Origin of the sequence: Streptomyces sp. NPDC087215 (assembly GCF_044744885.1) — a bacterium.
Taxonomy (GTDB): domain Bacteria; phylum Actinomycetota; class Actinomycetes; order Streptomycetales; family Streptomycetaceae; genus Streptomyces.
On record NZ_JBIUZD010000022.1, the window covers coordinates 14,590 to 29,753 of the forward strand.

Sequence of the window (15,164 nt, forward strand, 5' to 3'; positions counted from 1 at the left end):
ACCCTTGACGAAAGGACGAAGATGTCCGCGGAAGTACCGCACACGGTGTCGCTCTTCAGCGCTCTGGCGGTGAAGAAGGCCCTCGACGACGTCATCCTCACGGCGTTCACCGAGAAGACCGGAACCGCTGTCGACGGGGTCTACGACCCGACGAACGTGCTGCTCCGGAGGATCGAGGAGGGCGCCAGGCCGGAGGTCATGGTCGGAGTGACCGGCGCGTTCCCGGCGCTGTGCGGGGCGGGGGTGATCGACGCGGCCTCGGTGCGGAGCATCGCCAGGGTCGGGATCGGTCTGGCCGTGCCGCCCGGTGCCGAACCGCCCGCCGTCGACACGGTCGACGCCCTGGTCGACGCGCTCCGCTCGGCCCGGTCGGTCGCCTACTCCCGTACCGGCGCCAGCGGCGTCCACTTCGCCGGGCTGCTGGAGCGGCTCGGCATAGCGGACGAGGTGAACGCGAGGGCCACCGTCGTGGAGAAGGGCTTCACCGCGCTGGCCGTGGTCGACGGCCGGGCCGATCTGGCCGTACAGCAGCTGAGCGAACTGCTGTTCGTGCCCGAGGCCCGGGTGGTGGGGCCGCTGCCGGACGGGGCCCAGCACTTCACCGAGCTCTCGGTGGCGCTGGGCACCGACGCCGTCGAACGGGCCGGGGCCCGCGCGCTGCACGCCTTCCTCACCGGGAAGGAGGCGGGCGATGCGTACCGGAGAGCCGGACTGGAAGTGCTGCCGCTGGGCTGAGCCGTACGCGGCCGGAGGCCCGCCCGCCCTCTTCCGTCCCGCCGGGCGGGGGCGACGCCGGTGAACGCGATACTCGCGCTGGTCGCCTTCATCGGCGCCATCGTCGTGTGGAACGTGGGAGTCAAGCGCAACATCGGCGAGGCCATGGTCATCGGCTTCCTCGTCAGCGCCGCGTTCGCCGGGGCGGACGCGCCGCGCGTCGCCCGGGAGAGCCTCGTCGAGGGGCTGAAGTCGGAGATCACCTTCGCCGCCCTGGCCTTCGTCTTCGTCAGCGAACTGCTGACGAGAACGGGGCTCGTGCAGCGGATGATCGACATCCTCAGTTCCCTGCTCGGCCGCCGCGAGGGCGGCTCGGCCTACGCGGCGACGGTCTCGGCCGGTCTCTTCGGCGCCGTCGCGCACAACGGCGCGGCGATCGTGGCCACCATCGGATCCATCACCATCCCCTGGATGAAGCGCTCCAGGGCGAGCGGTGAGACCGCGGCACTGGTCCTCGCCGGAAACGCCGGTGTCGGCGCCACGTTCCCGTTCAGCGGGGCCTTCTTCATCCTCCTCGCCGCGCCGACCGTACTGCCGGTCCTCCGGGCGGAGGACGTCGTCGGCACGATCTTCGTGGTGGGCGCCTGGATGGTCGCGATGCGGCTGGTCATCGCGTACGTCATCGTCAAACGGCGGGGCGTGGGCGCGATGGCGCCGGAGGACGTCCATCCGCTGCGCCGGTCCTTCGCGGCGGGCTGGACCTCGCTGATCGTCCTGGCCGCCATCGCGGTGCCGATCGTGCTGACGGCGTCGCCGACCAGCGACCTCATCGGCGACCGGCTGGGAGGACTGGACGTCTCCGACGCCGTGCCCCTGCTGGTCTGGCTGCCGGTGGTGATGCTGCTCGCCGGACTGGTGGTCGAGCGGCGGGCGCTGCCGCGCGGCGGCAGGCAGTGGTGGACGCTCCTGTCGGAGATCAGCCCCAGGCTCGGGCTGATCGGCGTCACGATGATCTCGGCCTTCGCCGCCTCCAACGTGCTGAACGCCCTGGGGATCGGAGAACAGCTCGCCCCCTATCTGGAGCGTCTCGAGGGCGTGCCGCAGATCGTCGCGGCGCTCGTCGTCGGACTGATCGTGGTGGTGGTCGCGGGCCCCCTCAACACGACGTCCACGCTCGCGGCCGTCGGGCCCGTCGCCTTCGCCGCGCTGACGGCGGCCGATGTCCCGCCGTACATCGCCTTCGCCGCCATCATCGTGTGGGCCTCGTCCGAGGGCTGCTCGCCACCGGGCGCCGCACCACTGTACGTGGCGGCGGGCATCGCCTCGATCAATCCGGTGCGGATCTTCGTTCCGGTGACGCTCTACTACCTCGTGCCCTCCTACGTCATGGGCGTGCTGATGGTGCTGGGCGCGATATGGATTCCCGGATGAGGAGCACGAGGATGAGGAGTACGAGGATGTACACGGTCTGTCTGAACGCCTCCCGCGTGCTCGTCGCGCTGTTCCTGCTCGGCGGCATCGTGGTGGTCCTGGGCCAGACGGTCGCCATCGCGATCGGCTCCGCCGGGTCGATGACGGTCTTCGGCACCGACGTCGCCGAGGTCGTCTGCGTCCTGGCAGGTCTGGCGGGAGTCTTCGCCTTCCTGCTGCTCTACACGGAGGAGGGGAAGAAGAAGGCGGGGGAATGGGAGGAGTGACGCGACCGGGACCGCCCGGTACCTGACGAGCAGGGGCCGCCCGGTCCCTGGCGAGAAGGGGCGGGGCGGCCCGGCACCGTCAGTCAGCCGAGGTCATGGGCACCGGGATGGTCCACCGCTCGAACGGTTCGGCGGATTCCGCCTCGGGCACGGCGTTGGCGAAGGCGTAGCGGAACTGCGCCTGGTCGAGGGGGACGGCGCCCTTGACGCTGCGGGAGTCGCGCAGGAAGGCGAACGCCGGGGCTTCGCCTGGGCCGGGCCGACGGCTTCGACCTCCGGCTCCAGGCTGCATGAGCGAACTGCAGCGAGGTCGAGGCGAGCGTTCTCCAACTGGTCGCCGGGGCCACCGAGGACGGGGGCCGTCCCCGCGGGTGCGGGAGCAGTCCTGTCCGTCGGGAAGGCGGACGGCGACCGACGAGTACCCGTGGCCGCCCGGCCCTCGCTCACCTCGTGGTCGGCCTCCCCGCGCGCACGGGCCGTCCCGATATCTGTCAGGCCGGTGGGGGCCGTTCAAGGGGAACGGAGTGCGGTGATCTCGCCCAGTGCCTGGTGCAGACGGGCGGCGGTCGCGTGCGCGGCCGTGCCGAGGGAGGGGGAGGTGACGTCGACGGTGCAGTGGCCGTCGGTGGCGTGGCGCTGGATCTCGGTGTAGAGGGGGAAGGCGGTGGGGTTGCGCAGCAGCCAGTCGCCGATCTGCCGGAGGTTTCCGGTGCGCAGGGGACGCAGGGGCCGGAAGTCGGTGTAGTTGACGACGGTGTGGAAGAGGGGCGTGTTCTGTCGTCGTGCCAGTTCGGCCAGGGGTGTCCAGCGGTGCCGCATCACCGTGCGCTCCGCTTCGAAGGCGTCGGTGATGAGCTGCTTCCATGTCGTACCGGGGAGGACGGGGGCGGTGAGGGGAAGGACGCCGAGGAACATGCCGACGGCTTCCGCGCCCGTCTCGGTCTCGGGCCGGTGGTGGAAGGCGAGTCCGACGGTGGCCTGGTCCGTGTCGGACAGTTCCGCCGTCGCCCGCAGCTGGGCTGCCACGAATACGGCTTTCACGGGGACGGAGAGGTCGCGGGCGAGGTCGCGCAGGGTGTCGGTCTGAGCGGGGTCGAGAGTGAAGCCGCTGGTCCGGGATGCGGCTCGCTCCGATGCGGCGGCGGGGGCCAGGAGGTGGCTGGTGGCCGCTCCGGTGAGTTGTCCGTCCCAGAATCCGCGGTCGGCTGGGTCGGCGAGGGCGGCGTGCTCCAGGTCGAGATGGTGCCAGCTGCCGGGCAGCGGCTGGGCGGGAGGTGTCGGGCGCCGCTTGACGTGGGCGGTGTAGCGGTGGAGGAGTTCGTCCAGGACCAGCGCGAGGCTCCAGCCGTCGAGGATGGCGTGGTGGACGACGAGTGCCAGTTCCCAGGTGTCGCCGTGGGTGTGCGGCAGGACGTGGCAGTGGGCGAGCGGCGGCCGGTAGGGGCTGATTCGTCGTGCCCAGTCGCGCCGCCAGCGTGTCTCGCAGACCGTGCCGTCCACGGGGGCCGGGACGGGGTCGTGCACCTGGAGCGGAACGGTCGGATCGGGTGAGATCCGTTGGACGGCGCCGGAGGACGAGAGCGCGAAGTGGCTGCGGAGCACTTCGTGGCGGGCCGAGACCTCGGAGAGGGCCGCGGTCAGGGCCGTACGGTCGAAGGTGCCTTTGAGGGTGAGGCAGGCCAGGACGCGGTAGAGCCCGGGGTCGGTGCTCACCTCGCAGTCGTAGAGGATGCCCGCCTGGGCGGCGCTGATGGGATGGACGTCCGTCGTGGGGGTGGTTTCAGCGGGCGGCGCGGGCGGGAGCGTGGTGGTGAGGGCGTGGGCGAGGTCGGTGAGCCGTGGGTGTTCGTAGAGCTGGGACACGCTCAGGCCGAGACCGTCGGCGCGGGCGGCGGCCACGACGCGGACGGCGTGGAGGGAGTCGCCGCCGAGGGCGAAGAAGTCGTCCTCGGGCCGTACGCGCGAGACGCCGAGGACCTTGCGCCAGGCACGCGCGAGGGTGCGGGCCTCGGGAGTGCGGGCGAGCTCCGAGGACGGTGGACCGGGGTTCGGCTCCTGGAGCGGCTCCATCACGGTGGAAGGACCGCTCCACGGGTCGGGCAGCGCTTCGATGTCGGCCTTTCCCTGGACGGTGAGGGGGAGGGAGGACACGAGGACGACGGCGCGGGGAACCTCGTGGGCGGGCAGCAGACCGGCCAGGGCCGCGCGGAGCCCGCCGGGCTCGGGGCGGGAGTGCGGGGTGGGCAGGGCGTAGGCGACGAGCGCGTCCTCGCCTCCGTCGTCCGGGCGGACGGTGACGAAGGCCCGGTCGACGCCCGGCAGGGTGCTGAGCGCGGCCTCCACCTCGCCGGGCTCGATCCTGAACCCGCGCAGTTGGATCTGGCGGTCCAGCCGGCCGAGGTAGATCAGTTCGTCGCCGTCCCATCGGGCGAGGTCGCCGCTGCGGTACATGCGGGCACCGGTCGGACCGTCCGGGACGGGGACGAAGCGCGCTTCGGTGAGTTCGGGCCGCCGCAGGTAGCCGTCGGCGACGCCAAAACCGCTCACGCACAACTCTCCTTCGGCGCCCTGTGGTACGGGCGTGAGGGTGGAGTCCAGGAGGTGGACCGTGACTCCGGGCAGGGGCACGCCGATGGGGCTGTCGTCGCGTGCGGTGTCGTCGGGGTTCAGCGGGCGCGCGGTGACGTGGACCGTCGTCTCGGTGATCCCGTACATGTTGACCAGCCGGGGCCCCGTGTCGCCGTAGCCGCGGTACCAGGGGGCGAGGGCGGCGGGGCGCAGTTCCTCCCCGCCGAAGACGACGAGGCGCAGGCCGGTCGGAGGGTGGCCCGTCTGGACCGCCCGGTTCACCAGGGAGCGGAAGGCGGTGGGCGTCTGGCAGAGCACGGTGACGTGCTGGGCGCGGAGCAGGTCCCACAGGGCTTCGGGGTCGCGGGCGGTGAGGGGAGGGACCAGGAGCAGGGTGCCGCCGTGGGCGAGGGCGCCCCAGATCTCCCAGACGGAGAAGTCGAAGGAGAAGGAGTGGAAGGCGGCCCACACGTCGCCGGGCCCGAAGCCGAGCAGGGGGCGGGCGCCGTCGAAGAGCTGGGGCAGGTTCCGGTGGGGGACCACCACCCCTTTCGGGCGGCCGGTGGAGCCGGAGGTGTGGATGACGTACGCGCAGTCGTCGGGCCTGGCGCCGGTGTCCCCGTTCCCGTCCGTCCCGGTGGCGAGGGCGGTGAGGGTCTCGGTGGCGGCGAACCGTACGCCCGTGCCTTCCAGGAGCGGCCGGTGTTCCTCCTCTCCGACGACGAACGGCAGGGCGCAGTCGGCGATGACGTGGTCCAGGCGCCGTCTCGGGTACTGGGGGTCGAGGGGCACGTACCCGGCGCCGCACTTGAGGACGGCGATGATCGCGGCGAGGCCGGGGGTGGTGCGGGCGGCGGTGACGCCGACCAGTGTCCCTGGCCGGGCGCCCAGGGTCCGCAGACCTCGGGCGAGGGCGTTCGCCGTCCGGTTCAGTTCGCCGTAGGTGGTTCTCCGGCCGGTGTCCACGACGGCGATGCGGTCCGGGTCGGTCTCGGCCCAGTGCTCGAACCGCTGGTGGATCGGTTCCCAGACGGCGGCCGCCGCCGGGATCACCGCACACACTCCGAGAGGAACGCGTCCATGCTGGAGATGCCGACGTACGCCGCCGTGAGGGCGTCGTCGGCGGACTCTCCGGAGGCCAGTCCCCCCTCCCCGAGGTCGAGGCACGCCTTCATCAGTTCGGTCGGGTAGGTCTCGAACCGGGCGAAGACGCGCCGGATTTCCGGGGGGAGGTCGGGGCGACGGTCGCAGATCCGCACCATCGCGCTCGAGAACTGGAACCAGTGGAGGATTCCGGTCCACAGGCCCACGCCGGAGCAGGCCGCGTTGGCGGTCGCCCCGAGCCACAGGAAGTACCAGGGCATCCCGAGGGCCCGCGCGTTGGGCCGCGGCACCTCCCGCAGGGGGGCGCCGAGCTCACGCATCGCCTCCTCCGCCGCCTGCCAGAGGGGACGGGCGGCCAGCTTGACACCGGCGAGGGTCTGGTACGGGACGGCGGCGGGGTACTGGGGGAAGCGCGAGAGGCCGAGCGCGTAGCCCGTCACCTGCGGGTCGAGGGACTGGTCGACCCAGCGGATCAGGGTGGCCCAGTGCAGAGGAGTGTCCTCTCCGGCCCCGGCCGTGCGGACCAGGTCGTTGGCGGCGCCGTCCGGCGGTTCCGGCAGCCGGGAGATCACGTCGGCACACAGCGGGTGTTCACGGAGGTAGTGGTCGAGGGTCGCGGTATCGGTCACGGCGATCAGCTCCTGTCCGAGAGGTTTCCTCACGACCGTAGAACCGGCCGGGCGGACTCCGGGCGGGAGGTTCCAACTGGTGGAACGGTGAAGGCTTTTGGACACAAGGCGCGGCGTTCCAGCTGATGGAACGGCGAATGGATTTGGCCGCTGGGCTGTCTCACCATGTGGTGAACGGCGCAATAGGACGGTTGCGCCGATACAACGACCATGGTTGCCCCTCCGCTCTCGTACGGTCACAGGCCGCCGCCGTGCCCCCTGTGGAACCCGAGCAGGGGCGCCCCCTTCGTGGCGACGGGGATCTCTCCGCACCGTCGGCGGAGCCCGCACCCGTCCCGGCTGGACTTCGCCTGCCCGGAGCGAGCCACGTCCGCCTTCGCAGACCTCTCCTCGTACTACGGCTCACGGCTCCGCCTGCCCCTGTGCCGGGCGGAGGAGACACCACCGACCCTGAATGAGAGCACATGATGCGACTCACGCCGCCTTCGGCGACTCCACGGGCCCGCTCCGGTCAGCGGGCGCCGCACACCCTGCACGAGCTGGTGACCGCGCAGGCAGTCCGTTCGCCTCGGGCCGTCGCGGTCCGGTCGCACGACGGGCGGAGCACCACCTACGCCACGCTGCTGGAGCGCGCCCATGCCCTCGCCGACCGGCTACTGGACTACGGGGTGGAGCCCGGCGCCCATGTCGGGGTGATGATGCACCGGGTCCCGGACCTGGTGCCCACCCTTCTCGCCGTCTCCCTGACCGGCGCCGCCTACGTACCGCTGGAGCCGTCCTGGCCCGCCGAACGCCTGCGGACGATCGTCTCGGACGCCTCGCTCAGCCTGGTGGTCCACTCCGAGGACGTCGCCGTCCCGGCCCTGCCCGGGGTGCGGACGACGACCCTCCCCGAGGACGGCGGCGGTACGGCTCCCGCTCCGCACGTCACCGACCGCTCCGCTCCTCAGGGGGCGGGCACCGCGTACGTGATGTACACCTCGGGCACCACGGGCAGGCCCAAGGGCGTCGTGGTCCCCCAGACCTCGGTGACGGCGTTCCTGCACGCTCTCGGCGACGCGTTCCCGCTCGACGGCACCGACCGCGTCCTGGTCCGGACGCCCTTCACCTTCGACGTGTCCGTCATGGACATGTTCTGGCCGCTGTCCCGGGGCGCGAGCCTGGTCTTCCCCCACCCCCAAGGCCACCTCGACCCCGCGCACCTCACCGAGGTCGTCGCCGGGCACGGCGTCACCGCCGCGACGTTCGTCCCCACTCAGCTGAACGCCTTCCTCGCCGCTCCGGCCGTCTCGGACTGCCGGAGCCTGCGCAGGGTCTTCTCCATCGGCGAAGCCCTCCACCCCGTCACCGTCGCCGCGCTCTGGCGCGCCCTGCCCGGAGTCGAACTCGTGAACGCCTACGGCCCTACCGAAGCAACGGTGGTCACCGTGCTGCACCGCTGCCGCCCCGGGGACACCTCGCGCGCTCGTGTGCCGATCGGGCGGCCCCTGGGTCAGACCGGCGTCCACATCGTCGACCCCCGTACCCTGCGTCCGGTCCCCTCAGGCACACCGGGCGAGCTGATCCTGACCGGACCGCAGATCACTCGCGGCTATCTCGGACAGCCGGAACAGACCCGGCGCCAGTTCCTGCCCGACACCTTCTCCGCCCACGCGGACACCACCGACCTCGCCTACCGCACGGGCGACACGGTCGTCGAACTCCCCGACGGCGAGCTCGACCACCTCGGCCGCGAGGACCGGCAGGTCAAGATCCGCGGGAACCGGATCGAGCTGGGCGACGTCGAGCACGCCCTCCTCGACCTGCCCCGGGTCGTGGACGCCCGTGCCGAGCTGCGGGCCCCTGGCCCCGGAGGCCCCGCGACGCTGACGGCGTGGGTCGTCGTCGCTCCGGGCACACCCGACACCGGGACGGAACTGCGCCGCGCGCTCCTGCGCACGGTCCCCACGGCCATGGTCCCGGACCACATCGCGGTCCTTGACGCCCTGCCGACGCTCACCAGCGGCAAGCTCGACAGCGCAAGGCTCCCCGACCCGTGCGACCCGGCCGGACAACAGTCCGCTGTCTCCCGGGTGAAGAAGATCTGGGCCGATGTGCTCGGCCACGACGACTTCACCGACGACGACACCTTCTTCGAAGCGGGCGGCAACTCCCTGCTCCTCCTGCGGGTACGGGCCCGGCTGGCCCAGGAGGGCCACCCTGGGATCCGCGTGCTCGACCTCCTGGACCACCCCACCCCGTCCCTGCTCGCCGCCCACCTGTCCCGTCGCACCTCCCCGGAGGACCTCAGTTGACTCCCCTCCCACCGCGCACCCCGTCGGCCGGGGCCGTAGCCGTCGTCGGCATGGCCGGTCGCTTCCCCGGGGCCGCCAGCCCCGCCCAGCTCTGGGACGTCGCGGTCACCGGCCGTGACGTGATCACCCGGGCACCCCGGCCGGAAGCCGCCGCGCAGCCGCCCGGTCCGGGCGACGCCGTGCGGGCCGGGCTCCCCCGGCCCGCATCCCGCCACGTCGCCGCCGCAGGCGTCCTGCCCGGCTACGAGACCTTCGACGCGGAGTTCTTCGGCATCCCCGCCAGTGAGGCCGACCGCCTGGACCCCCAGCAGCGGCTGCTCCTGGAATGCGCCTGGGAAGCCCTCACCGACGCGGGCTGCGTCCCGGGCCGGTTCGACGGCGCCATCGGTGTGTTCGCCGGAGTCGGCACCGTCGGATACGGATCCGAGGGACCGGCCGCCACGGCCTCCGGAGACCAGGCCCACGTCCTGGCCACCGAGAAGGACTTCGCCGCCACCCGCATCGCCCACCGCCTCGACCTCCGGGGACCCGCCGTCACCGTGCAGACGGCGTGCTCGACCTCGCTGGTCGCCGTCCACCTCGGCGTACAGAGCCTGCTCACCGGAGACAGCGACGCCGTCCTCGCCGGGGCCGCCGCCGTCCGCCTCCCCCACCACGACGGATACCTGTACCGACCCGGCGGCATCTTCTCTCCGGACGGCCACTGCAGGTCCTTCTCGGCACAGGGCCGGGGAACCGTCCCCGGCAGCGGTGTCGGCATGGTCCTGCTCAAACGCCTGTCCGACGCGGTCGCCGACGGCGACCACGTCTACGCGGTCGTCCTGGGCAGCGCCGTCAACAACGACGGCCGGGCCAAGCAGTCCTTCAGCGCCCCCTCCAGCTCCGGTCAGCTCGACGTCATCACCACGGCCCACCGGCGCGCCGGCATCGACCCGGCGACCGTCGGGTACGTGGAAGCACACGGCACCGCCACGCCCCTCGGCGACCAGGTGGAGTTCGACGCGCTCACCCGCGCCTTCCGCTCCGTGCCCCCCGGGGCGTGCGCCCTGGGATCGGTGAAGGCCAACATCGGCCACCTCGACGTCGCGGCGGGGGTCACCGGCCTGATGAAGGCCGTCCTCGCCCTGTACCACCGCCGGATTCCACCCGCCCTCCACGGGCAGGTGCCACACCCCGGACTGGGCCTCGCCGGGAGCCCGTTCCGGCTCCCCCCGGACGCCGAACCGTGGCACGCACCGGACGGTCCGCGCCGGGCCGCGGTCAGCTCCTTCGGCGTGGGAGGCACCAACGCGCACGTCGTACTCGAAGAGGCGCCGCCCCCGGCACCACCCCGCACGCACGACCGGCGCTGCCACCTTCTGCTGCTGTCCGAACGGAGCCCCGCGGCCCTGAGGGCCACGGCCGGCGCACTCGCCGAACGGCTGCCGCAGGTACCGCTGCCCGCGCTTTCCAGCACCCTGGTCTCGGGCCGGGTCTTCCAGCGCCACCGCTGGAGCACCGTCGTGGCCAGCACCGCCGCCGCCCACGACGCCCTCCGGATCCTCGCCGATCCCGCGAACGGCATCGGCGAGAGGGCCGCGCGCGTACGCCCCGCCGCCCTGGTCATCCCCGACGCGACAGCGCTGGACGCGCGTCGGCTGCGGATCCTCGCCCGCGAGGAACCCGCCTTCGCGGAACTGCTCGACGAGCTGCGGCAGACGACCTCCGCGGACATCACCGGTCTCCTGCGCTCCTCATCCGCCGGGAAGCAGTCCCGGCCCCTGGCTCCGGACGTCGCCCTGACCGCGAGCCTGGCCCTGTCGAGGCTCCTCGCCCTGTGGGGACTGGCCCCGGCCGCGGTCTCGGGCCTGGGGACCGGGGCGCTGGCCGCCGCGTGCCTCGCGGGCGTCCTCACCGCCGAGGAAGCCGTCCGGCTGGCAGACGTCCGAGGAAGCTCCGAAGCCGGACCACCCCACGAGAACACCGTGCGTGAGGCGTTGGCCTCCATCAGGCCCCGGCCGCCGCGCCTGCCCTGCCGGTCGGACCTGACGGGCGCCGACCTCACCGCCGCCCAGGCCACCGACCCGGAGTACTGGATCGCACGGGCCCTCGCCGGTCCTCCACCCGTCCACCAGGACGACAGCCGGCTGCTCCCGGGCCACGACGGACCACGCCTGTTCCTCGGACCCGCGTCCATGGCCCCGCCCCCTCCCCGTACGGAAGGCTCACGCCCGCGTGGAGAGTCCGCCCGGGACCCCCTGCTTCCCTGCCTGGCGGAACCCCAGGACGCCCGCGGGCACGCGTGGCACCTGCTCTCCGCCGTCGGCCGTGCCTGGCAGGAGGGCGCGGAGGTGAACCCGGAAACCCTCGACTCCCCACCTCACCGGCACATTCCGCTGCCGTCCCGGCCTTTCCTGCGCCGTCGGCACTGGGCGGTGGCGGACGGACCGCTCACCGCGCGGCCGCCCACCGCCCGGACCGACGGCGACCGGACCGACGGCGGGAAGGAGGACGGTACCGGCGGCGGGACCGCACAGGACGGGGGACCCTCTGCGGCCTCGGCACGCTCCAGCGACTCCGCACCGAATGGGGAAACGATCCGCCTCCCCGGAGCCGTGACACGTCGGCCGGACAACGCCCAGGACACCCTGGTCCAGCGGATCGCCACGATGTGGGCCACGGCCCTCGGCCTGGCGGATGTCGCGGCGGACGACGACTTCACCGCCCTCGGCGGAGACTCGCTGCTGGCCCTCGATCTGGCCGAGACCATCGGAGAGGCACTGGACCACTCCTTCCCGCCCGAACTCCTCCTGGACTCCCGGACTCCGCGCGGCCTCGCCGGCGCGATCCTTCCCACCGCCGACCCGAACACGGCACCGACGTCCGCCCCGACCGGATCCGCACGGTCCGCGCGGTCCGCGCGGTCCGCGCGGTCCGCGGCCAAGAGCCTCGCGCTGCTGGCGACCCGTTCACCGGCTCCCCCTCCGGGTGCGGTTCCCCTCTTCCTCGTCCACCCCGTGGGCGGCAGCGCACTCGTCTACCGGGACCTCGCCCGGTCCCTCGCGCCCGCGGTCCCCCTGTACGGCTTCACCGCTCCAGGTCTGCCGGGCTCGGAGGACGAACCGTTCACCGACCTGTACGAGATGGCCCGCGCGTACACCGAGGAACTCCTCGCCGCACATCCTTCCGGACAATTCTGGATGGGCGGCTCCTCCTTCGGCGGCGTCGTCGCGCACGAGATGACCGGACTCCTGACCGGGAGGGGCCGGCCCCCGGCCGGAACCTTCCTCCTCGACTCCCCCTGGCCGTCCTGGATCAGCGAGGAGGAGGCGTCACCCGCCGCACAGGCCGAACAGGTACGCGAGCTCCCCGCCGGCGTCCGGCCCCGCATCCTGCGGGCCCGCCTGGACCACCTCGCAGCCCTGCGCGCCCACTCCCCGACGAGCCACCACGGGCACACCGTGTACGTCCGTGCCGCCGCACGCGACGACACGGACGGCAGGGCGCCGGAAGAGGGCTGGCGGAAGGTACTGCCGCACCTGACGCTCGCGGTCTCGCCCGGCGGCCACGAGTCGATGCTGGCCGCTCCCCACGCACGCCTGCTCGCTCTCACCCTCACCCGTCACATCCAGCGCGGAACGTGATGTCTCGCGCCAGAAAGTCCGTGCGCCACGGAGTCGGTCAATTCCTGGAAAGCGGGTCACGGAATCGCTGAGAAAAGAAATTCCTGGGCAGAATGACCCCCTGGAGCCCGGCGGGCACAGCATCAGGGCCGGTACGACTGAACGGAAAAATGAAGAGCCGCAATGCATGGGACACAGAGTGTAGAGAAAGCAGCCAGGATCCTGCGCGTCACCGCCGAGGAAGGGCCGCTGAGCGTCGGCGAAGTCGCACGTAAAGCGGGACTCTCGAAGACCACGGCCTACCGCATCATCGTCTGCCTCTGTGGCGAAGGGCTCATGGAGAAGACATCCGGCGGATACATGGTGGTGCCTCTGCGAGGAGCGGGGGAAGCGGCTTCCCAATCCCTCGGGGAAGCCGCACTGCCGTACCTTCTGGATTTCTATTCCGCCACCGGCATCCCTATCGGAATAGCTGTCAAAAACGCCGACACCATCAAATCCCTGCGCATCCTGCACTCGCCACGACAACGCGAGACCGCCAGGGGCTTGACGGCGCCGAGCGCACCAGGATTCGAGGCGGCCCGCATCGTCCTCGAATCCTACGGATACTTCACCGAACGAAGAACCCTGCCGGACATGTCCGGCGAGACCGCCCTCACCGTGATCCGGCGCAGGGCGGCCCACGTCAGCGACATCAGGACCACGGGCATCGCCGTCCCCGTCATGATCACCCGCCGCCGGGCCGCAGCCGCCGTGCACGCCCTCGTCCTCCCCGAGCACCACTACCCGAACGAGCAGATCGAACGTATGCTCCACGCCGCATCGAGCAACATCTCACACACCCTCATCCAGCAGAGCCGCTCGACGTCCCGCGAGCGCCTCGGCTGACCGCGACGACCGGGATGGTGCGGCCGGAGCGGCCCCACCACCGACGATCGGCGCGTGGGCCGCAGGCCCCATCCGCTGCGCTCGGCACACCCGGGGCCCCGAGCGATCCGCCGACGGGATGTCGGGCGACGCCGGGCGGGGGCGACCCTCCGGCGCACCCCGACCCGGATCGCAGCAGACACGGATCGCAGCCGACGCGCTCGGTACGGATCGTTCGGGGGAGGACGCGTTTCGATCCGTTCGTAGACCGAGGCGGCGAGTTCCCGGTCACCGCTGCCGTCCGACGCACCGACGCATCTCGCCCTCTCTGTCGAGTCGGCGGAACTCCGTGTCGCCGTCGGCCCGCAGAGCGGCGCCCGCCTCCACGAACTGTTCGAGGAGCCGTGCGCGACGGTCGTCCGCACAGCACTGGAGCGGGAACGAGCACGACCATCCCGAATCCCGCGTTCCGCGTTCCGCGTTCCATCGGCGAGCGTGGTCGCGGTCCCTTCACCCGCGAGGACGGGGCTGGCGTTCTTCGCGCGGGTGGGTGAGCGAGAGACGGCGCCGACGCTGGCGTCGCACTGTTGGTCGACACGGGCTTCGGCGTCGCACCGTTGGTCGACACGGCGCGAAGGCGCCGACCGAGCCGGTGATCCGGACAGCCGCCGGACCCCGAACGGCTCACCGTCGGGCCGGTCGCTCCGCGTCGGCCCGTGCCTGGTACTCGGCGGCCTGTCGGACGAAGATGCGATGGAGTTCGCGGGCCGCGGGCGGCGCCGATCCCGAACGGCTGCGCTGCAGTACCAGCAGGATGCGTGTGGTGGTGTCGTCGACCGGGCGGTGGACGATGGCACCGGCCCGTTCGAGCGGGTCGTCGACGACGCTGAAGTCCGGCAGCACCGTGGCGCCGAGTCCTTCGGCGACCATGAGCTTGCCCATCTCGGCGCCGTCGGTCGAGTACGAGAAGGACGGGGTGCGACCGGCGAGCAGCCGGTGTACGTAGCGGTGCATGAGGTAGCCGGACCGCATGACGATCAGGGGTTCGGTGACCAGGTCGGCGACGCCGACGGTGCTGAGCCGGGCCAGCGGGCTGTCCGGCCGCAGGCAGACCACCGGGCGACCGGTGAGCAGCACGGTGGTGTGGAGGTCGGGTGGCAGGTCGTCGCCCTGGAGGTAGTTGACGAGCCCCAGGTCCAGGCCGCCTTCCTGGATGCCCCGGTGGATCTCCGCCTGCTGCGCGCCGACGACCTCGACCTGGGTCACCGGGTGGGCCGCCCGGAACTCCCTGACGGTGGGCACCAGCAGCGGGACGGTGGCGGCGTTGACCGTGCCGAGGCGCAGCATCCGAGTGGTGTGGTGCTGGTCGTCGGCGGCACGGCGGAGCCGGTCGACGGCGTCCAGGATGCCGATGATGTGCGGGAGCAGTTCGCTGCCCCGGTCGCTGATCGTGGCGCCGGAGCGGCGCCGGTCCAGGATGTCGACGCCGAGTTCGCGTTCGAAGTTGCGCACGGTCTCGCTCAGGGCGGGCTGGGAGAGGTGGAGTTCCTCCGCCGCCCGCCGCAGTGAGCCGAGCCGGGTCACTGCCTCGATGTACTCAAGCTGTTCGATCCGCATGGCGGTTCCACATCCTGACCAGGGAGGGAGCAGCGAGTGATAGGGAAACCCTATCAGCCCCTCGTCATTGCC

The 15,164-nt window shown here is 72.2% G+C and carries 10 protein-coding genes and 1 pseudogene; 7 read left to right on the forward strand and 4 right to left on the reverse strand.

Annotation, left to right across the window (positions count from 1 at the left end; all coding sequences use genetic code 11):
- The first annotated feature begins 21 nt into the window (after positions 1-21).
- The 3 genes from ACIO92_RS32050 to ACIO92_RS32060 are packed head-to-tail and all read left to right on the forward strand — an operon-like array spanning position 22 to position 2,411.
- Positions 22-735, forward strand: coding sequence for a substrate-binding domain-containing protein (locus ACIO92_RS32050; RefSeq protein WP_366445912.1), 714 nt, complete (start codon positions 22-24; stop codon positions 733-735).
- A gap of 60 nt (positions 736-795) precedes the next feature.
- On the forward strand, positions 796-2,145 hold the full coding sequence (locus ACIO92_RS32055; protein WP_366445913.1) for a TRAP transporter large permease subunit: 1,350 nt from the start codon (positions 796-798) through the stop codon (positions 2,143-2,145).
- 11 nt (positions 2,146-2,156) lie between these two features.
- Complete coding sequence (locus ACIO92_RS32060) at positions 2,157-2,411, forward strand: hypothetical protein (RefSeq protein ID WP_366445914.1); 255 nt, start codon at positions 2,157-2,159, stop codon at positions 2,409-2,411.
- 79 nt (positions 2,412-2,490) lie between these two features.
- Here the strand turns inward: ACIO92_RS32060 and ACIO92_RS32065 are convergent, their stop codons facing one another.
- The 3 genes from ACIO92_RS32065 to ACIO92_RS32075 form a co-directional block, all read right to left on the reverse strand.
- Positions 2,491-2,703: a hypothetical protein gene (locus ACIO92_RS32065; protein ID WP_402283916.1), complete on the reverse strand. Its 213-nt coding sequence runs from the start codon at positions 2,701-2,703 to the stop codon at positions 2,491-2,493.
- A 218-nt stretch (positions 2,704-2,921) separates the two neighbouring features.
- Positions 2,922-6,032: an amino acid adenylation domain-containing protein gene (locus ACIO92_RS32070; RefSeq protein WP_402283918.1), complete on the reverse strand. Its 3,111-nt coding sequence runs from the start codon at positions 6,030-6,032 to the stop codon at positions 2,922-2,924.
- Positions 6,029-6,712 carry a hypothetical protein gene (locus ACIO92_RS32075; RefSeq protein WP_366445917.1) on the reverse strand — a complete coding sequence of 228 codons (684 nt, stop codon included), beginning with the start codon at positions 6,710-6,712 and terminating at the stop codon, positions 6,029-6,031. Before ACIO92_RS32075 ends, ACIO92_RS32070 begins: the two co-directional genes overlap by 4 nt.
- 464 nt (positions 6,713-7,176) lie before the next feature.
- On the opposite strand from ACIO92_RS32075, the gene ACIO92_RS32080 reads away from it, so the two are divergent.
- From ACIO92_RS32080 to ACIO92_RS32095, 4 genes and pseudogenes are all read left to right on the forward strand, one after another.
- Positions 7,177-9,006, forward strand: a complete 1,830-nt coding sequence (locus tag ACIO92_RS32080; protein ID WP_366445918.1) for an amino acid adenylation domain-containing protein — start codon at positions 7,177-7,179, stop codon at positions 9,004-9,006.
- The gene (locus tag ACIO92_RS32085; protein ID WP_402283920.1) at positions 9,003-12,629 is read left to right on the forward strand and encodes a beta-ketoacyl synthase N-terminal-like domain-containing protein; all 3,627 of its coding nucleotides are present in this window, start codon (positions 9,003-9,005) and stop codon (positions 12,627-12,629) included. Before ACIO92_RS32080 ends, ACIO92_RS32085 begins: the two co-directional genes overlap by 4 nt.
- 162 nt (positions 12,630-12,791) lie before the next feature.
- Positions 12,792-12,941 (forward strand): annotated as a pseudogene (locus ACIO92_RS32090) (helix-turn-helix domain-containing protein); the annotation flags it as partial.
- A gap of 213 nt (positions 12,942-13,154) precedes the next feature.
- A complete protein-coding gene (locus tag ACIO92_RS32095) occupies positions 13,155-13,496 on the forward strand; it encodes a hypothetical protein (protein WP_402596819.1) in 342 nt (113 codons plus the stop codon).
- Positions 13,497-14,159: 663 nt separating this feature from the next.
- On the opposite strand, the gene ACIO92_RS32100 is transcribed toward ACIO92_RS32095, so the two are convergent.
- Complete coding sequence (locus ACIO92_RS32100) at positions 14,160-15,092, reverse strand: LysR family transcriptional regulator (protein ID WP_402283922.1); 933 nt, start codon at positions 15,090-15,092, stop codon at positions 14,160-14,162.
- Positions 15,093-15,164 lie beyond the last annotated feature (72 nt).

Coding starts and splice junctions, on each gene's coding strand:
- ACIO92_RS32080 (WP_366445918.1), top strand. CDS start 7,177: ATGATGCGACTCACGCCGCCTTCGGCGACTCCACGGGCCCGCTCCGGT.
- ACIO92_RS32100 (WP_402283922.1), bottom strand. CDS start 15,092: ATGCGGATCGAACAGCTTGAGTACATCGAGGCAGTGACCCGGCTCGGC.
- ACIO92_RS32065 (WP_402283916.1), bottom strand. CDS start 2,703: ATGCAGCCTGGAGCCGGAGGTCGAAGCCGTCGGCCCGGCCCAGGCGAA.
- ACIO92_RS32050 (WP_366445912.1), top strand. CDS start 22: ATGTCCGCGGAAGTACCGCACACGGTGTCGCTCTTCAGCGCTCTGGCG.
- ACIO92_RS32060 (WP_366445914.1), top strand. CDS start 2,157: ATGAGGAGTACGAGGATGTACACGGTCTGTCTGAACGCCTCCCGCGTG.